Here is a 17,539-nt window from a genome sequence, read left to right on the forward strand (position 1 = left end):
CTTCATGTGAAGACGTCTTGATTTTTGTTATTTTCTTACATTATCGGCAAATTTTGCGCTTTCAAGTAAAAAGTTTTGTTGCAAACTTACATTTTCACTTTTAGGCTGGTCTGAATAAGTATGCGCGAAAAGTGCTTTTAAAGGGGAAGAGAGTGGAGCATTCAGGCGAATTTGCCGGAAAATCCGTATTGATTACCGGCGCCGGGGGCGGTGTCGGCACAGCGCTTGTGAAAATGTTTTCATCGCGCGGAGCGAAAATTATCGGCTGTGATTCCAGTCTGGAAGTCATGCAGGCTGATAATTTTTACAGTCGTCATGTATTTGACCTGCTTGACCGCAATTCGCTGCAGTCTGCCGTAAACACCATTACAGATGCCGACGGCGTGCCTGATATTGTTATCAATAATGCCGGATGGACCCGAGCGGAATCATTTGAAGAGCTTGATCAGGCGCGAATCAACCAGGAGATTGATCTCAATCTGACTGGGGTCTGTTCATTTTCTACAGCGCTTGCACAGAAGATGGCGGCTAACGGCTGTGGGGCTTTTGTCTTTATATCATCAGTTAACGCACTTTCGCATTTCGGCAATCCAGCCTATGCGGCGGCCAAGGCCGGTATCAACGCTTTTGCGCGCGCTCTCGCAGTTGAATATGGGCAACAGGGGTTGCGTGCCAATGTTGTATGCCCCGGCTCTATTCATACGCCTGCATGGGATCATCGCATCGCGAAAGACCCCGCTATTCTCGACAAGCTCAAGCGCCTTTATCCGCTGGGACGTATTGTCAACGTTAATGAGGTGGCCGAAGCGGTTGCCTTTCTCGCATCTAACCGGGCGTCCGGCATAACCGGCACAATTCTGCCGGTCGATGCCGGACTCATGGCCGGTTGCAGACCTTTTATTGAAGATATCTTAGGTGGGAACTGAGTGATGAAAAATGTTTCCCTGCGTGGAATTACCAAATCTTTCGGACAGATGAATGTTCTGGATCGCGTTGATCTGGAGATTGAGGATGGCGAATTTCTCGTCCTCGTTGGTCCGTCCGGCTGTGGTAAATCCACACTTTTACGTATGGTCGCGGGACTGGAGCCAATTTCCGGTGGCGATTTGATTATTGGTGGCGAACGCGCCAATGAATTGCCACCGCAAAAACGCAATATCGCGATGGTGTTTCAGTCTTATGCGCTGTTTCCGCATATGACGGCGCGCGAAAATATCGGTTTTGGTCCACGCATTCGGGGTGAGGATAGCTCGACCACGGCGACAAAGGTGGACAAAGCCGCATCGATTCTCAATCTGCATTCTTATCTCGATCGCTATCCGCGCCAGCTTTCCGGCGGGCAGCGTCAGCGTGTTGCGATGGGCAGGGCAATTGTACGCGAACCGTCAGTGTTCCTGTTCGACGAACCCTTGTCCAATCTGGATGCACAGCTTCGTGTTCAGATGCGCACTGAAATCAAGGCACTGCATCATCGGCTGAAATCAACTGTAATCTATGTGACGCACGATCAGATTGAAGCCATGACCATGGCCGACCGCATCGTGGTTATGAATCAGGGCAAGATTCAGCAGATCGGTGCGCCGCTGGAGTTATATGACCGTCCTGCCAACAAGTTTGTAGCTGGATTTATCGGCTCACCTTCGATGAGCTTTATCCCCGGTGCTGTGATCGAGGGTGGTAGGTTCCGCACAACTGACGGCGAAGAGATTGCTACGCCGGGCCGTACGACGTCAGAGCGCGGTGCGGAACTCGGTATCAGGCCGGAAAATTTCATTGTCGCGAAAGACGGCGAGGGGCTTACGCTTGCTATTGAGGTCGTCGAACCCACGGGGCCGGAAACCCATGTTTATGGGAAAATTGCCGGTGAAGCTGTGCGGGCAGTATTCCGCGAGCGTATTCACCTTGCACCGGGAGAGCGAGTCCCTGTAACGGCAAAGCCTGAACACATCCATCTCTTTGATAAGGAAAGCGGTTTGCCGCTGTAGAATTCGCATGAGCAAGGTTGCAGACATCATCACAAGGCTTCATGCCGCAGCACAGGAAGGGTCAAAATCTGACCGCCGACTGGCTGCATTGGTGTTGTCTGATCCTGATTACGCATCCAAAGCTGCTATATCTGAAATAGCGGCGCGTGCGGAAGTAAGTGAGCCCACAGTCACGCGGTTTTGTCGCGGGTTGGGGTGCGATGGCGTACGCGATTTCAAGTTTTTCCTAGCGCAAGCGCTGGCAATTGGTGGTCAGTACCTGACGGCGGAAGCGCCCGCTCGCGATATTCGCGAGGCGCGCATTGCCTCTGCTGTTACAGATGCCGCAGTTGCGGCTATTCATCGTGCCAGCGATAATCTCGACATGTCTGTCGTCATGAAAATTGCCGAACGGATTGCCGTTTCGGGCTCGGTCCTTTGCGTGGGCTCGGGTGGCATTTCTTCCATGATGGCGACAGAGTTGCAAAATCGGCTGTTTCGACTTGGCATTCCGGTTCTAGCGCAGGTGGATGGTCAGTTGCAGCGCATGTATGCGGCGGTGGCAACGCGTGAGACGACGGTGATTGCATTTTCGGTTTCTGGTTATGCCCGCTCTGTGGTCGAGGCGATTTTGGTTGCCCGGCAATATGGTGCGGAAACTGTGGCTATCACCGCACAAGGATCTGATCTCGCAAAAGCTGCCAATACCGTCATTCCGTTTCAAGCCGATGAAGATGGTAATTTGTATAAGCCGACATCGTCGCGATTTGCCTTGATGGCAATACTGGACATGATTGCAACTGCAACGGCTGAAGTTCATGGGCCGAAGGTGCTTGAGAGTCTGCGTCGTATCAAGCACAGTTTAAACACACTCAAGATTGATGATCCGCGCTTGCCCCTGGGTGACTGATGAGTGACTGATGGGAGACTGACCAATGACACGGCCTAAAACTGTCTATGAAATCGATACGCCTGCGATTCTGATTGATGTTAATCGTGTCCAGGCCAACATCAAGAAAGCGCAAGCTCACGCCGACGCTATTGGCGTAAAACTTCGCCCGCACATCAAAACGCATAAACTGCCGTTCTTTGCGCGCCGCCAGATTGAGGCAGGTGCTGTAGGGATTACGTGTCAGAAGCTTGGCGAGGCCGAAGTTATGGCCGATGCGGGAATTATCGATATTTTTCTGCCATACAATATTCTCGGTAAGGAAAAGCTCGAGAGACTTTATTCTCTCCATCAGCGCATTACGATTTCTGTCACGGTCGATAATGCCACGAGCCTTGATGGACTGGAAAAGCGTTTCACCAATGAAGGGCGCCCGCTCACTGTGTTGGTAGAATGCGACACTGGTATGGGGCGCTGTGGTGTTCAGACGCCAGAAGAGGCGCTGGAACTAGCGCGCCATATCGATCAGAGCAAGGGGCTCAAGTTTGGTGGGTTGATGACGTATCCAGCGACGGGCAAAGCCGAACAAGCTGAACAATGGCTTGTTGAGGCACGTAATCTGCTCGCTGCGAACGGCCTCCAATGTGAAACCATTTCAAGCGGCGGTACGCCGGATATGTGGCGTTCTCCGAAAGAAAGCGTGGTCACCGAATATCGGCCCGGCACCTATATTTATTTCGATCGTTATCAAGTCGGGCAGGGGGCAGCAACGCTCGATGACTGTGCATTGACTGTGCTTTCAACGATCGTCAGCCATCCAACACTCGACCGTGCAATAATTGATGCCGGTTCCAAGTCGCTTTCGAGCGACACCTTGGGACTTGCTGATTTCGGAGAACTGGCCGGGAGGCCAGATGCGCGTGTCACAGGCCTGAGTGAAGAACACGGCACGCTCAAGGGCGATATTGCCGGGTTGAAAGTGGGTGACAAGGTGCGGGTCATTCCCGACCATGTGTGCGTTGTATCCAATCTCTTTGATGAAGTGCATCTCATATCAGGCGACGATGTTATCGACATCTTGCCGGTAGCTGCACGTGGAAAGCTGAATTAATAAAGGGGCCAGTATGAAAGAAGCCATCAATCCATTTGCCGGCGACAAGGATCGTGAGCAGATTTGGGAAATGCTCGTTCGCCGCGATATCGAGGCGTTTGTCGGCCAAAACTGGGCGCTTGTTGCCGATGATTTTGATGAGCCGCGGTTCCTGGGCATTCATGCCCATGGAGAAGCTAATCCTGACAAATGGGATGCTGCGTTTCCAACTTTAACCGCCTATCGTGATGAATGGTTACGCCAGGCTGCCGATAGTGTAGCGACCGAATATGCCGAATCTCTGGCTGATGGCGTGTTTCGTGCAACGAATCTTAGCGTTATTGACATCAATGGCGACATTGCTATCGCGCGCAAAAAGTTCGATGGAACGATCGCAAAGGCCGACGGAACACATGATCGGCTGGATTGGCAGACACTTTATTTTTGCCGTCGGCACGCTGAACGTTGGCGTATAACGGGCTTCATTGGATATATGGTTAATAGCTAATTTAGACCGGTTTCGATGTGAGAATTTTATGGGCGCGGATTGCTTGATCAGCGCCCATTTTTATGGCAAGTGGCACCAGATAAGGCAAAAGTATAATCACACAAATTTACTGCAATTAAGCGAAATTATATTCTACGAATACTAAATTGCCTCATGTCGCAGCTAATTGCATATTTGTCGCAGCTCGCTCGTGTGCAGCGCTTTCACAGGATTACTATTGTTGGTAGGCTGGCCGATTATTTCTGATAATCGGATGTGTCGGTTAGTCCGCATATTTCGTCGCGCAACCCATCAAAAACAAACAAGGGGACGGGTCGCGCAGAGATGAATCCATGACTGTGGGTGGACATGTCGGGAAATGGTCTATATAAATACGTCACACCAATCGCTAATCATTCTCTGCGGGTCGTTCGCTGCCTGCAAGTTGCGCATGTCCAATTCGCGCAAGAATGAAGAAATAATGATGTTAAAAAGGAGATTAAACCCGCCAGCACAGCGGGGTTAAGCATAATGCATGGTATTTTATACAAGGAAGATAGTATGAAGTCGCCTGCTAAGACAAAGATAAGCTTGAGTGGCGTGTTTAAAGTCTTCGGCGACGATCCGGAGCGCGCAATGCAGGAATTGCGTGCAGGCAAATCAAAGGCCCAGATTCACAGTGATCATGGTGCCACAATCGGCGTAGATGACGCGACCTTCGATATTAAAGAAGGCGAAGTATTCGTCATCATGGGCCTCTCAGGCTCAGGTAAATCTACACTTCTGCGCCTGCTCAATCGCCTTATCGAACCGACGGCCGGTTCCATCGAAGTGGATGGTCGTGACATTGTCAAAATGTCAAAGCGCGAGTTGATCGATCTTCGCCGCCGTGACATGAGCATGGTGTTTCAGTCTTTTGCGCTGCTTCCCAATCGCACGGTATTGAACAACGCCTCTTTCGGTCTTGAAGTGGCTGGAATGGGTGAAGCCGAGCGCCACGAGAAAGCATTGAAAGCGCTGGCCGCTGTGGGGCTCGAACCCTATGCCAATAGTATGCCAGATCAGCTTTCAGGCGGCATGAAGCAACGTGTCGGCCTTGCGAGAGCGCTGGCGAGTGAGCCAACAATCCTGCTGATGGACGAAGCTTTCTCCGCGCTCGATCCTTTGATCCGCACGGAGATGCAGGATGAGCTGAAACGCCTTCAGGCCGAAAACAGCCGCACAATCATTTTCGTGAGTCACGATCTCGACGAGGCAATGCGAATAGGCGACCGTATCTGCATCATGCAGCACGGCAAGGTTGTTCAGGTTGGAACGCCGAACGAAATCGTTTCTTCACCTGCCAATGATTACGTCCGCTCATTCTTCCGCAATGTTGATGTTTCGCGCGTTTTCAAGGCGTCGGATGTCGCTCGGGATGACGAGCTGATCATGTTCGACCCAGCACAGTTGGCTTCGGCATTAGAGCGCCTTGATGCGAGCGGACAGACATATGGTGTCCTGCTTGACGCTGACAGAATTTATCGCGGCGTCGTTACCCGTGATGCTCTTGCCAGTGGAAGTTTCAAACCGGGCGATGATCAACTCGACAGTGCAGCTGCCATTCAGGCTGATGCGCCACTCTCCGGACTTCTAATGCGTGTTGCTGAAAGCCCATGGCCGGTACCGGTGACAGACCGGAACAACCGCTATCTTGGGGCGATCAGTAAATCAGCTCTGCTTGAAACGCTCGGTCGCGCTGGCTGAATTCCATCGCGCAAATGCCTGCCGGGCAAGAGCCCGACAATTAATAGGATTGGTCCAATCCAGAGGCAACAAAATCTGAAATGGACGGTAAAATATGGAATTGAATTTTAGTATTGGCGGATGGGCAGACGTGGTGGTCAACTACATTCTTGACCACTTTACGCCAGCGCTCGATATGATTGCCGCCACAATTGGTTTCGTCACAGACGGAATTCAAAATGCACTTCTTTCCATCCCACCTGTAGCGGGTATCGGAATTCTCACATTGCTCGCGCTTTGGCGTGTGGGCTGGAAGTTTGCGATTTTCACTGCACTTGCGCTGGCACTCATCATCCATATGGGGCTGTGGAACGGCACAATGGAAAGCTTGTCGCTGGTACTGGCGTCCACAATTATCGCGGTGGTGATTGGTATTCCGCTTGGTATCGCCATGGCCCGCAGCGATGCGGTGGCCTCCATTGTTCGCCCGGTGCTTGATCTCATGCAGACTATGCCTGCATTCGTGTATCTCATTCCAGCCGCTATGTTTTTTGGTCTTGGCGCTGTGCCGGGCACGATTGCAACCGTCATCTTTGCGATGCCGCCGGTTGTGCGTCTAACCAATCTTGGTATCCGTCAGGTTCATGCGGAGTTCGTTGAAGCAGGATTGGCATTTGGTTGCACCTCACGGCAGCTGCTGTTCAAGGTCCAGCTTCCAAATGCTATGCCATCAATCATGGCGGGTATGAACCAAACCATCATGCTGTCACTTTCGATGGTGGTCATCGCATCGATGATTGGTGCCGGTGGTCTTGGGAACACGGTTCTTACGGGCATTCAGCGTCTTGATGTGGGCAAGGGTTTTGAGGGTGGTCTCGCCGTGGTCATTTTGGCCGTTATTCTCGACCGCATTACGCAGAGCTTTGGCAAAGGAAATTCCGGGGGCGTGTTGGGCTTCTTCAAAAAGCTGTCCTTTATGAAAAAGACGACAGGTGAGCAGTCCTCATCTGCGCTCCGTAAGCAGGAAGTATGAATACAAAGCATTTCCAACAAAAGTGCATGAGCCTTCTGCGTTGGATAATGCGTGAACACAAAAAGATTGAGCGGTTACTGCGCATTCATCTTTGCTGTGACTGCTCAAATAAACGGGAACGACAGTTAATCGGAAAAGGAGAAGCCATGTTAGGCAAGCTAACAAAATTCGGTCTCGCAGCAGTAGTTGCAGGCAGCATGACTGCCGGAGCAGCTTTCGCGCAAGACAGCAAAACAGTCAAAATTGGCTGGGCTCCATGGTCTGACGCAGAATTTGTGACCAAACTTGCTGCGAAGCTTATCGAGGACAATCTCGGTCAGAAAGTGGAGCTGGTGCAGACTGACGTAGCGCCGCTTTATCAGGGCGTTAGCCGTGGCGACATCGATGCGATGATGATGGCCTGGTTGCCTGAAACTCATGCCGATTATTACAAGCGCGTCGAAGACAAGGTCGAAAATCTTGGCCCGCTATATGAAGGCGCAAAGCTTGGCTGGATCGTTCCGGACTATATTCCTGAAAGCGAAATCAGCTCGATTGAAGATCTGAAAAAGCCAGAAGTTCGGGAGAAGCTTAAGGGCGAAATTCAAGGCATCGATCCGGGCGCAGGTTTGACCCGTCTTTCGGACGAAGCAATCAAGAAATACGGGCTGGACTATAAGCTCAATATTTCCAGTGAAGCCGCGATGCTGACGACCGTCGACCGCGCAACCCGTTCCGATGGCTGGTTTGTTGCAACGTCGTGGAGCCCGCACTGGATGTTCGGCAAATATAAGCTGCGTTATATTGCTGATCCGGAAGGCGCATTGGGCGGCGCAGAACACGTTGACGCGATTGCACGTAAGGGCTTCAAGGAAGATAACCCAAAGGCGGCCGCTTTCCTCACCAAGATGAGCATTCCGATCAACGAGCTTGAAACAGCAATGTTTGAAGCGCAGGAAACATCTTACGAGAAGGCAGTCGACAAGTATATTGCCGAGCATCCTGATCGGATCAAGGAATGGCTGGCTGAATAAACAGCGGTTCGTTAGAGTGGTTCCAGTTAAGTTACAATCGTTGGAACCGCTCTAATTATTTGCTCTTACGCATTATCCTGGAGCGTGTCGCGCTTAATCGCACCCATAACGCTCGCTCCAGATTCTTTTAACTGTCGCATGTTCGCGGGAGTTCAAAGGAATCCATTTGAGCGCGACATGCTTTAAGCAAAGCCGCTCGCTGTTTTGCTGCAAATACTTTAGAGCGCGTTTCGATCTGATTGGATCAGATCGGCGCTCTAATTATCTGTTTTAACGCGCACCTTTGTCCGAAAACCGTTTCACACTTTTCGGGATGCGCTCTAATGAATATAATAAAGCCCCGGTATTTGCCGGGGCTTTTTGCATTTGTGATGTTTAGTAAAATGAAAAGGAGCAGGCTCCTCCCCAAGAACCTGCTCCTGAATGCATCGCCCCCCGCCAAGGGTTGGTCGATGCTTGACCTGATACTGTCAAGATTAGGACTAACTCATTGAGGTCGCTAAATCTTGTGTGGGCAACTTTAACGCACGTTTTATTATGGATGCAACCAGATTCTTGCTCGCCTTATGCCGAATTTGACATTTTTAGGCTTTAACGGAAAAGCTGATATTTCTGCGAGGTTTTCACTCAAGTCCGCAAGCGCGGAGAAACAGTGTTGAAACTTCTTTCTCAATGCGTTCAAGATCGAGTGGCTCGTCCTTGCTCAGTTCCATCATGCTGCGCACTTGTGTTTCAAAGTCAGCATAATGCTGTGTGACAGCCCATATATGCATTTGAAACAACAGCGGATCGACTGACTTGATACGACCATCATCGACCCATGACTGGATGAGCTTTACCGCATTGTGCGTCGCACTGACGTGTTTTGTCCAGTGACGGCGGAGATAGGGCGCACCGTTGGCAATCTCGGTAGTAAATAGCCGGGAGGCTTTAGGGTTTTTCTGACTATAGACGAGTTTTGCGCGAATATATTGCCGGATCACCTTGGCGGGATCCTGCTCGGTGCTGGCTCCGAGGAAAATCTCTTCCCACTCATCAAGGATGAAGACAATAATGTCCTCGTAGAGCTCTTCCTTGCTGGAAATATAGTAGTGAAGCTGCGGCTTGGTGAGGCCTGCGCGTTGAGCAATCCCTTGCGTTGATGCGCCCACCAGTCCTTTTTCCGCAAACTCATCGATAGCGGCTGTGCGAATAGCACCTTGAATGCGACGCCTACGGCCGAGAACTTTGTCTCGTCCGGTTAGTTCGTTGTCGTCATTCTGGTCATCTGTTGTCATATGTGCCAGCCGCTATCTAAAATATAGGCGCTTATTGGCCCAGTTGCTTCTTGATGTCGAGACCTGCGCCTTTGTTTACGAACGCGTCGGTGGCAACCTTGGTCATGTCCAGTTCGTCACCGCTGACGATGCCCGACTTGCGAGCCAGTTCGTAGAACTCCTTGACCCGGTCCATGTCGATTGCGCCGATGCCCTTTTCCAGCGTGTCGCCACTGTCTATGAGCTTGAGGTCCTTAAGACGTGCAAGCTCTGCATCGAGCGTTTCCTTGCTCATATCAGCATTGTCTTTGAGGATCATCTCATAGGCCTTGCTGTTGTCGCCATAGAGGAAGTTGGTCCAGCCTTCGATGGAAGCGGTCACAAAACGCTGTACGAGATCAGGGTTCTTTTCGATCAGATCCTGACGCGTTTCGATGGTGTTGGCATAGGTGCTATAACCCTGATCTGCGAGCAGGAAAGTTGCAACCTTGGCACCTTCTTTCTCGGCATAGATTGGTTCAGCGGTCGCATAGGCCTGCTGCACCGTCTTTTTGTCGCTGAGGAACTGAGCCAGGCTATAGCCATAAGGACGAAGCTGCTCGTCCTTGAAGCCGAAATCTTTGACCAGCCACGGCCAGAACGAGAACTGGCCATCCTTGGAAATCAGGATCGTCTGCGCATCGGCGAGGTCTTTGAAGTCCTTATATTCGCCTTCATGCGCCATCAGCGCCTGCGGGTCTTTCTGATAGAAAGCTGCAACAACTGTGGTCGGCACGCCATTGGCGACGTTGTTGAACGACAAAAGCAGATTGCCGGTCAGAAGAAAATCGAGACGGCCAGCCGCCAGCATCGGACGATTGTTGACCTGCGGTCCACCCATTTCGATCTTCACGTCGAGGCCGTATTTTTCATAGGTGCCGTCGGCAAGAGCCTGGTAGAAGCCGCCATGACCTGCCTGTGCCAGCCAGTTGGTGCCGAGCGTCACTTTGTCGAGCGCATAGGCCATCTGTGCGGAAAGGCCCATGGATAGTGCAGCGAGCGCTGCAACGAGTGTCTTTTTCATTTTGGTTCCCCTTGTTTTAATTCTTCAATGCCATGTCGGCCGTCCAGCCGCGAGTTTTGCCGGGATTGAGCAGACCGTAAGGATCGGCCTGCTTCTTGAATTCGATCTGAACATTGTCGATTTCCTTCATGCCACCGTCTTCGATTGTGTAGGCATGTGGATCATAGATGTCGCAGCCGTCGACCTGTTCCAGCTCCTCGATGAGGCGATACATTTCATCACGGCCTTCAAAGCGCACCAGCGGTAAGGCAAAAATTTGAACTTCACCGTCAAGGCGCGCCATTTCGTGATGCATATATTGCGTTTCGCCATAGCGTTCGATCTGGCGATTGACCAGTGCCACGTCAAACGGGCGAGGATAGGCAACCTGCAAATAGGTCCAGCCGGGTTCAGCTTTCAGCGCCTGGAGGGTTGTGTGGTTCCAGCCACATTCATAAGCGGGTTGGAGACCAGCCTTGTGCAATTCATCGAGCGTCATCGAGAATGAAACCTTGCCGCCGAACTCGGTTGCAAGCGCCTCAAAACGTGCGACTTCCTCTGGTGCGATCATCGCGAAAACGGCATCCTTATCGGATGGGAAGAGTTCGCCAAACTTGGTGTAGAAGCGCGCAAAACGGCGATCCACAGTCGTCAGTAGATAGCAGTCGAGGTTGTTTTCCAGCGCCTTCAGGCAGAAGTTCAGCGTTGCTTCGTAAGTATCGAACAATGCAGCCGTGTGCACCCATTCCGTTGCCTTCGTCAGGCCGATTTCAAGCTCAAGAATGATGCCGTTTGTGCCATAAGCGTGCTGCACCTTATGGATATCACGACCTGTCAGTTCGATGATCTTTGGCTCTGGCTCAACCGTCAGCACCTTCACGGAAAAGACATTGCCGTCATCACGCAACATGCCATGACGCAGCGAACCGATTCCGCCTGAACCGCCCGAGAAAAAGCCGCCAATGGTGGCGATGCGGCGGGTGGATGGATACATCAGCAATTCCTGACCCGTTTCACGCACCGCATCGTCGAGGCGCGAAATACGTGCACCACCTTCAACGCGAACCTTACCTGGTTCAATTGCGATGATGCGGTCGATCTTGGTCATATCGAGAATAATGCCACCTTCAAGTGGAACGCATTGGCCGTAATTGCCGGTGCCGCCACCGCGAACGGTGATCGGAATGCGAAGCTTGGCTGCAGCCGCTGCCACACGGCGCACTTCATCCTGATCTTTCGGGATAACGACGAGATCGCCCAAATAATGGCCGATATCTTCGGTCAGGATCGGGCTGTACCAGAAATAATCGCGCGAACGCAGTTCGACCTGCTTGGGGTCGTCATAAATGCGGATGCCTTCGATTTCGGTGCGAAATGCGACCCAGTCATAGATGCGCTGTGGTGCGGCAGAATTCATGGGGTTCTCCGATTAAATTTTTGTACCATTACGCCATATGACGCGACGCGCCTGCGGACGGCTGATAAGGTCGTTAATGTCTGTAGCGTCATGCCAGATAAGATTCGCAGTCCCGCCTGCCGACAGCGCCTGTACGCGGTCGCTTCCGATGAAACGCGCGGGCAGGGTGGTGATGCTGTCGAGCCATTCATCCGGCTCAAGGTGGCAGACCGGGGCTGCGAGGCGCAGAACCGAAAGCGGATCGTAATCGCCATAGGGATAGAAAGCGTCGCGCACATTGTCGGAACCAAGCATGGCGTCCATGCCTGCCCGACGCGCTTCTTTGAGCGGCGCTACACCACGCTGGCGCGGCGATTTTCCGCCAAGCCTGTCTTGCAGATAGAGATTGGAAGTCGGCAGCGAAACGAGAGCGGTTCCCGCATCCGCAGCAGCATCGAGAATGCCGCTTAGTTCTTGCGGTGAACGCAGAGATAGTGAGCAAGCATGGCCGCAAAGAACGCGTCCACTCATCTTGTGGCGTTTGGTTGCAGCCACGATCAGTGAGAAGCCATCAGCTTCTGGTTCAAGCCCTTCATCGACGTGAAAGTCGAGCTTGAGATCATGCTGCACGGCAAGACGAAACATCTCTTCGATTTTGGCTTCAAGATCTGCATTGCGATAGAAGAAAGCGCCAAGAACGCCGCCATCTTTTGCCACCCGCTCGGCAATTGCTGGGCCTGCGTCGAGCACAATATCGCCATGGATGAGAGCGGCAAGCTCAAGATCGATGCGGTCTTTCCATTCCTGACGCAACTCGTTCAGCACCGGCCAGGCGGTCGGTACATCAGGTGTGGTCCAATCGACATGACTTCGCATGGCACCAACGCCCTGCGCATAGGCTGCTTCAAGACCGTGTGTGGCGCGTGCGCGAATATCGTCGGCGTTCCAGCTCTCACGGTCGATATTCATCAGGTCGATCGCATCGAAGAGACATTCGACCTTGGCACTACCCCGTTGGGCAATACGCTCAATGGTGAACGTCTTGTCGAGATGCACATGAACATCAGCGAGAAGCGATGTGATAAAGCCGCCATTCTTTGTCTGTGAAGGCGTCAGCGATGCAATGCGTCCGCCATCGATCCCGATGTTGTAGTGACCGCTGATGCCAGCAATTGTGACACCCATTAACATCTTAGCGTTCACGACGGATCTCGCTTTCATGCCAGCGTCCAAGGACAAGGCGCGACAGCCAGCTTGTGATGAGGAAGATCACGATGCCGAGCAGTGAAACGAGAAACAGTGCAGCAAACATGCGCGGGATTTCGTTGCGGAAGCTCGATTCCAGAATACGCGAGGCGAGGCCGGTGCTTTGGCCGGCGCTGCCTGCAACAAATTCTGCCACCACAGCACCGATCAGCGAAAGCCCACCAGCGATCTTGAGCGCTGCCATAAAATAAGGCAGGGCGCTTGGCGCAAGCAGATAGCGCAAACGCTGCCATGGCGAGGCACGATAGAGCTTAAACAGATCGCGCAGATTATGATCCGCACTACGCAGACCGATGACGGTGTTTGACAGGATCGGGAAGAAGGCGACGATCCATGCACAGATCAGCAATGCGGAAAACGTATCGCGTACATAGATCAGAATCAGCGGTGCAATGGCAATGACCGGCGTTACCTGAAGAATGACGGCAAATGGAAAGAAAGCCATTTCAATCGGTCGCGACAGCGCGAAGATCATGCCAAGCAGAACGCCGCCGACAATCGCGCAGAGCAGCGAGATCAGCGTGAGCTTGACCGTAAACCACATGGACGTCATCAGCGACGGCCCGTCTTTCACCAGTGTTTCTGCGATGAGCGACGGGGCCGGGATCAGATAATGCGGCACATTATAATAGCGCACCAGGCCTTCCCAGATACCGAGCGCGATGATGATTGCAAGCGTCGGCATGATGATGCGCAAATTGCGATCGCGGCGGGCGAGGCGGTGTTGTTCTGAATTAAGGACCGGCAGTTCGGTTTGCATCTGGTTCATTTTCTCGCCCGTAAGTTTTTTCGTCGCATTATCCTCACGCAAAACCGCTTCACACTTTTGCTGGAAATGCATCAATGGTCTATATCTTGAGACGAAAGTGTCGCGGTGAGTGCATCGGAAACGCGTGCGCAATCCTTTGCATAAGCTTCCGTGGTGCGGAAGTTTTCAGCGCGTGGATAGCTGCCCTCAATGGCAATATCGGCAACAACACGCCCCGGGCGTGCTGCCATGACGATCACGCGGTTGGACAGATATACAGACTCATAAACGCTGTGCGTGACGAAGATCACCGTCAGCCCATGCTCTTGCCAGAGCCGCAACACGTCATTGTTAAGCTTGAAGCGGGTCATTTCATCCAATGCTGCGAACGGCTCATCCATAAGCAAAAGACGAGGGCGCGTGACCAGCGCGCGGGCAATCGACACGCGCATTTTCATGCCGCCGGACAGCTCGCGCGGATAGGCGCTGGCAAAACGGGATAGCCCGACCTGAGTCAGCACCTCGTCCACGCGCGGCGTGGCTTCTTTGCGAGAAAGGCCGGAAAGACGAAGAGGCAGATAAACATTGTCGAAAACGCTGGCCCACGGCATCAGCGTTGGTTCCTGAAACACAAAACCGATATCCTGAGCGCCAACTGGGCCTTTGCCCGGTGTGTGGCCGTTGACGTGAATATCGCCTGCGGAAATGGATTCCAGACCTGCGATCATGCGAAGAGCTGTGCTCTTGCCGCAACCCGACGGGCCGAGAAAGCTAACGAACTGGCCTTGTTCGATTTTGAGCGACATATCGCTCACGGCCATGACACCGGTGCCGTACTGCTTATAGACGCCGTTGATATCGATCAGGGAAGATGGGGTTTGCGAGTTGGGGGCCACGCTCATCATCCTTACCAGGCAGGTTTGTTTGCGAACCACGAGAGTGGCGCACGTTCGATTTCATCCAGCACCTCCACCAACCGCTCAGCAGCGAAATCGATGGTTTTGCGGCCTTTTTCGGCCGTTGCAAGCGTTGCATCACCCGCCGCGCCGTAAGGATTGATGTCCTGTATCTGCCAGGCGGGCTTTGCGCCGCCACTCAACGAAAGATGCTTGTATTCGCTTGCAAAAGCTTCCGTAAGCGTTCGGAAATCCTGCGCCTTCGACATGTCGACCAAATCTGGATGCAGTTCCAGCATCACTGATGTTTCCATGTCGCCCGCGTGAATGCCGTGCTTGAGATCGTGCTCGCTGTAGATGCCTTCGGGCATACCGAGTGCAAACCAGTTGACGCTGACCACCATCATGTTGTGTTTGATGCGCAGCTCTCTCGCGACAATATCCATGACACTGATCTGGCCGCCATGGCTGTTAAGCAGCACCATCTTGCGCACGCCGCTTGCGGCGACACAGTCGCCAATCTCGCACCACATGCGGATGATCGTTTCAGCAGAGAAAGTCAGCGTGCCGGGATAAAGGCTATGCTCATTGCTCTTGCCAATGGCCTGAGTTGGGAGAAACAGCGCGTGGCTTTCGTCAGGCAGGCGCGCGATGGTTTCCTTGACCATGCCGTCCACAATTGCCGCGTCGACAGCGACCGGCAGATGGGGCCCATGCTGTTCAATCGCCCCCACGGGCAGAACTGCCACGAGCTTCTCACGATCAAGGCGTGAGAACGCTTCGCTCGTATAATCGGACCAATATCGTTTCAAGGTGGCGCTCCTTGTTTGCCTCGGGGCTTGCTTTTGGGCTGGCTGCTGGCGACGGGCTGCATGCTGAAGCACAGAACTTACTAAACAATCTGACCGATCGGTCAAACTAAATGTTTAAAATTTCAAGGATGCATGCAATTAAGGTGTGAATCCGTGACGAATTCGCCACGCGACAGCCCGCCATCATGATTATGATGCGTGGGAATTTTCCGGAGGTCCTATGGACAACAGATGCATAATTATTGGTGCGGGCCACGCCGGCTCGCAGGCTGCAATCAGTCTGAGGCAGGAAGGCTATGCTGGCGAAATCGTGCTTATCAATGATGAGCAGGATATTCCCTATCACAAGCCGCCTTTATCCAAATCTTATCTGAAAGCTCCTGAAAGTGGTGTTCTGGTGCTTCGGCCGGAAAACACCTATCGCGATAACAATATTGAGATGCTTTTCGGTCACCGCGTCGATGGCGTTTCGCTGACTGACAAGACTGTCACTCTTGACGACGGTGTTATCCTGACCTGGTCGGAATTGGTGTTCGCCACTGGCGCGCGCCCGCGTATCCCGGACGTTCCGGGCGTCGCTCTTGAAGGTGTCGTCACGCTGCGCCGTCTGGATGACGCGCGCCGCATAGCAACAATGATGCCTAATGTGCAGAATGTCGTGATTATCGGCGGTGGGTTTATCGGCCTCGAAATGGCGCATAGTGCCATAGCACTTGGTAAAAAGACCGTACTGATTGAGGCTGCTTCGCGCGTTCTTGGGCGTTCTGTTGCAACGCATATTTCTGCCCATGTCGAAGCACGCAGCCGCGCTGCGGATATTACGCTTTTGACCGGACTTGGTGTCACTTCTATTGAAGGTGAAAATGGACGTGTGACAGGTGTAACGGCGGCAGACGGCACAGTTTATCCTGCGGATATGGTGGTACTTGGTACGGGCGCAGTTCCAAATGTCGAACTTGCGACCGAAGCCGGACTTGCCGTCGATAATGGCATCATAGTCGATGAGCATATGCGCGCATCCGTCGAGCATGTTTATGCAATAGGTGATTGTGTCAGCTATCAACATTTTCATGCCGGACGGCGCGTGCGCCTGGAATCGGTTCAGAATGCCACCGATCAGGCCAAGCATGTTGCACGTTCGATTGTCGGGCGCGGCACGCCTTTCCGCGATGTTGCGTGGTTTTGGTCGGATCAGGGTGACATGAAATTGCAGACGGCTGGGCTGTCCTTTGATGCCGACCGTCATATTCTGTCGGGCAATCTGGAAGATAATGCTTTCTCGGTGTTCCATTTTGCAGGCGACAGGCTGGTTGCTGTCGATTCAATTAATCGTCCGACCGATCACATGATTGCACGGCGCCTTTTGGCTGCGGGGATAAATCCCACAGAAGATGACATTGCATCAGGTCCAGCGCGTCTCAAAGAGCTGCTCGCGTCAGCACCGAAGGTTTGAGGATTTACGATGACTGTTTTGAAACATCTGTTGCCTGCCGATATGGCGGCTCCCTTTGCTGCCTATAGCCACGGCGTGAAGGTAAGTGCCGGTGCAGAGCTGGTTTTCTGTTCTGGCCAGCTTGGCATTGGACCAGATGGTTCGGTACCTGAAGACGTGGGCGCACAGGCAGAGCTTTGCTTTGAGAATATCCGCCGCATCCTGCGCGACGGTGGCATGGAACTCTCTGACATCGTGCGTATCAATGCCTATGTAACGGATCGTGCATATATGCGCCCTTATATGGACGTGCGTGACCGGCTGTTTCCTCAGCCAGCACCAGCCTCGACATTGATGATTGTTTCCGGCTTTACGCGGGAGGAATTCAAGGTCGAAATCGAGGCTGTTGCGGCGCGCTGATACGATACCACATCACAACAATGCGTATCGCCTTTGCCTGAAAGGAATGGTAGGGTTGTCCGACATCCTC

General features: G+C 52.7%; 17 protein-coding genes. 10 read left to right on the top strand and 7 right to left on the bottom strand.

Going from position 1 to position 17,539, the window contains the following annotated elements; all coding sequences use genetic code 11:
• Window positions 1-152 precede the first annotated feature (152 nt).
• The 8 genes from QBD00_RS08255 (at window position 153) to QBD00_RS08290 (ending at window position 8,201) form a co-directional block, all read left to right on the top strand.
• Window positions 153-926 carry an SDR family oxidoreductase gene (locus QBD00_RS08255; RefSeq protein WP_151092018.1) on the top strand — a complete coding sequence of 258 codons (774 nt, stop codon included), beginning with the start codon at window positions 153-155 and terminating at the stop codon, window positions 924-926.
• 3 nt (window positions 927-929) lie between these two features.
• Complete coding sequence (locus tag QBD00_RS08260) at window positions 930-1,985, top strand: ABC transporter ATP-binding protein (RefSeq protein ID WP_151092020.1); 1,056 nt, start codon at window positions 930-932, stop codon at window positions 1,983-1,985.
• A gap of 7 nt (window positions 1,986-1,992) precedes the next feature.
• Window positions 1,993-2,874 (top strand): MurR/RpiR family transcriptional regulator, encoded by an 882-nt coding sequence (locus tag QBD00_RS08265; RefSeq protein ID WP_151092022.1) that lies wholly within the window; start codon window positions 1,993-1,995, stop codon window positions 2,872-2,874.
• 25 nt (window positions 2,875-2,899) lie between these two features.
• The gene (locus QBD00_RS08270; protein ID WP_318579166.1) at window positions 2,900-3,964 is read left to right on the top strand and encodes a D-TA family PLP-dependent enzyme; all 1,065 of its coding nucleotides are present in this window, start codon (window positions 2,900-2,902) and stop codon (window positions 3,962-3,964) included.
• 13 nt (window positions 3,965-3,977) lie between these two features.
• On the top strand, window positions 3,978-4,451 hold the full coding sequence (locus QBD00_RS08275) for a hypothetical protein (RefSeq protein ID WP_318579167.1): 474 nt from the start codon (window positions 3,978-3,980) through the stop codon (window positions 4,449-4,451).
• Window positions 4,452-4,991: 540 nt separating this feature from the next.
• Window positions 4,992-6,176, top strand: coding sequence for a glycine betaine/L-proline ABC transporter ATP-binding protein ProV (gene proV, locus QBD00_RS08280; protein WP_151092028.1), 1,185 nt, complete (start codon window positions 4,992-4,994; stop codon window positions 6,174-6,176).
• A 94-nt stretch (window positions 6,177-6,270) separates the two neighbouring features.
• A complete protein-coding gene (locus QBD00_RS08285; protein WP_318579168.1) occupies window positions 6,271-7,188 on the top strand; it encodes a proline/glycine betaine ABC transporter permease in 918 nt (305 codons plus the stop codon).
• A gap of 146 nt (window positions 7,189-7,334) precedes the next feature.
• A complete protein-coding gene (locus tag QBD00_RS08290; protein ID WP_151092032.1) occupies window positions 7,335-8,201 on the top strand; it encodes a glycine betaine ABC transporter substrate-binding protein in 867 nt (288 codons plus the stop codon).
• A gap of 623 nt (window positions 8,202-8,824) precedes the next feature.
• On the opposite strand, the gene QBD00_RS08295 is transcribed toward QBD00_RS08290, so the two are convergent.
• From QBD00_RS08295 to QBD00_RS08325, 7 genes are all read right to left on the bottom strand, one after another.
• Window positions 8,825-9,478 (bottom strand): TetR family transcriptional regulator C-terminal domain-containing protein, encoded by a 654-nt coding sequence (locus QBD00_RS08295; RefSeq protein ID WP_318579169.1) that lies wholly within the window; start codon window positions 9,476-9,478, stop codon window positions 8,825-8,827.
• A gap of 31 nt (window positions 9,479-9,509) precedes the next feature.
• Complete coding sequence (locus tag QBD00_RS08300; protein WP_318579170.1) at window positions 9,510-10,520, bottom strand: ABC transporter substrate-binding protein; 1,011 nt, start codon at window positions 10,518-10,520, stop codon at window positions 9,510-9,512.
• A 16-nt stretch (window positions 10,521-10,536) separates the two neighbouring features.
• Window positions 10,537-11,916 carry an FAD-binding oxidoreductase gene (locus QBD00_RS08305; protein ID WP_318579171.1) on the bottom strand — a complete coding sequence of 460 codons (1,380 nt, stop codon included), beginning with the start codon at window positions 11,914-11,916 and terminating at the stop codon, window positions 10,537-10,539.
• Window positions 11,917-11,928: 12 nt separating this feature from the next.
• Window positions 11,929-13,116, bottom strand: coding sequence for an amidohydrolase family protein (locus tag QBD00_RS08310; protein ID WP_318579172.1), 1,188 nt, complete (start codon window positions 13,114-13,116; stop codon window positions 11,929-11,931).
• Window positions 13,088-13,930, bottom strand: a complete 843-nt coding sequence (locus QBD00_RS08315; protein ID WP_264230717.1) for an ABC transporter permease — start codon at window positions 13,928-13,930, stop codon at window positions 13,088-13,090. The genes QBD00_RS08310 and QBD00_RS08315 overlap by 29 nt, the downstream gene beginning before the upstream one ends.
• 71 nt (window positions 13,931-14,001) lie before the next feature.
• Window positions 14,002-14,811: an ABC transporter ATP-binding protein gene (locus QBD00_RS08320; protein WP_151092040.1), complete on the bottom strand. Its 810-nt coding sequence runs from the start codon at window positions 14,809-14,811 to the stop codon at window positions 14,002-14,004.
• A gap of 5 nt (window positions 14,812-14,816) precedes the next feature.
• A complete protein-coding gene (locus QBD00_RS08325; RefSeq protein WP_318579173.1) occupies window positions 14,817-15,617 on the bottom strand; it encodes a creatininase family protein in 801 nt (266 codons plus the stop codon).
• Window positions 15,618-15,837: 220 nt separating this feature from the next.
• On the opposite strand from QBD00_RS08325, the gene QBD00_RS08330 reads away from it, so the two are divergent.
• Entirely contained in the window at window positions 15,838-17,070 is a 1,233-nt protein-coding gene (locus tag QBD00_RS08330; RefSeq protein ID WP_151092044.1) for an NAD(P)/FAD-dependent oxidoreductase, read from the top strand.
• Between the two features lie 9 nt (window positions 17,071-17,079).
• Window positions 17,080-17,469 (top strand): RidA family protein, encoded by a 390-nt coding sequence (locus QBD00_RS08335; RefSeq protein ID WP_318579174.1) that lies wholly within the window; start codon window positions 17,080-17,082, stop codon window positions 17,467-17,469.
• The last annotated feature ends 70 nt before the right edge of the window (window positions 17,470-17,539 follow it).

The organism is Ochrobactrum sp. AN78 (genome assembly GCF_029909885.1).
Classification (GTDB): Bacteria; Pseudomonadota; Alphaproteobacteria; order Rhizobiales; family Rhizobiaceae; genus Brucella; species Brucella quorumnocens.

What these genes read in the sequence shown, in the direction of transcription:
- QBD00_RS08270 (WP_318579166.1), top strand. Translation starts at nt 2,900, where the DNA reads ATGACACGGCCTAAAACTGTCTATGAAATCGATACGCCTGCGATTCTG.
- QBD00_RS08265 (WP_151092022.1), top strand. Translation starts at nt 1,993, where the DNA reads ATGAGCAAGGTTGCAGACATCATCACAAGGCTTCATGCCGCAGCACAG.
- QBD00_RS08310 (WP_318579172.1), bottom strand. Translation starts at nt 13,116, where the DNA reads ATGAAAGCGAGATCCGTCGTGAACGCTAAGATGTTAATGGGTGTCACA.
- QBD00_RS08260 (WP_151092020.1), top strand. Translation starts at nt 930, where the DNA reads ATGAAAAATGTTTCCCTGCGTGGAATTACCAAATCTTTCGGACAGATG.
- QBD00_RS08320 (WP_151092040.1), bottom strand. Translation starts at nt 14,811, where the DNA reads ATGAGCGTGGCCCCCAACTCGCAAACCCCATCTTCCCTGATCGATATC.
- QBD00_RS08315 (WP_264230717.1), bottom strand. Translation starts at nt 13,930, where the DNA reads ATGAACCAGATGCAAACCGAACTGCCGGTCCTTAATTCAGAACAACAC.
- proV (WP_151092028.1), top strand. Translation starts at nt 4,992, where the DNA reads ATGAAGTCGCCTGCTAAGACAAAGATAAGCTTGAGTGGCGTGTTTAAA.
- QBD00_RS08295 (WP_318579169.1), bottom strand. Translation starts at nt 9,478, where the DNA reads ATGACAACAGATGACCAGAATGACGACAACGAACTAACCGGACGAGAC.
- QBD00_RS08300 (WP_318579170.1), bottom strand. Translation starts at nt 10,520, where the DNA reads ATGAAAAAGACACTCGTTGCAGCGCTCGCTGCACTATCCATGGGCCTT.
- QBD00_RS08290 (WP_151092032.1), top strand. Translation starts at nt 7,335, where the DNA reads ATGTTAGGCAAGCTAACAAAATTCGGTCTCGCAGCAGTAGTTGCAGGC.
- QBD00_RS08305 (WP_318579171.1), bottom strand. Translation starts at nt 11,916, where the DNA reads ATGAATTCTGCCGCACCACAGCGCATCTATGACTGGGTCGCATTTCGC.
- QBD00_RS08285 (WP_318579168.1), top strand. Translation starts at nt 6,271, where the DNA reads ATGGAATTGAATTTTAGTATTGGCGGATGGGCAGACGTGGTGGTCAAC.
- QBD00_RS08275 (WP_318579167.1), top strand. Translation starts at nt 3,978, where the DNA reads ATGAAAGAAGCCATCAATCCATTTGCCGGCGACAAGGATCGTGAGCAG.
- QBD00_RS08335 (WP_318579174.1), top strand. Translation starts at nt 17,080, where the DNA reads ATGACTGTTTTGAAACATCTGTTGCCTGCCGATATGGCGGCTCCCTTT.
- QBD00_RS08330 (WP_151092044.1), top strand. Translation starts at nt 15,838, where the DNA reads ATGGACAACAGATGCATAATTATTGGTGCGGGCCACGCCGGCTCGCAG.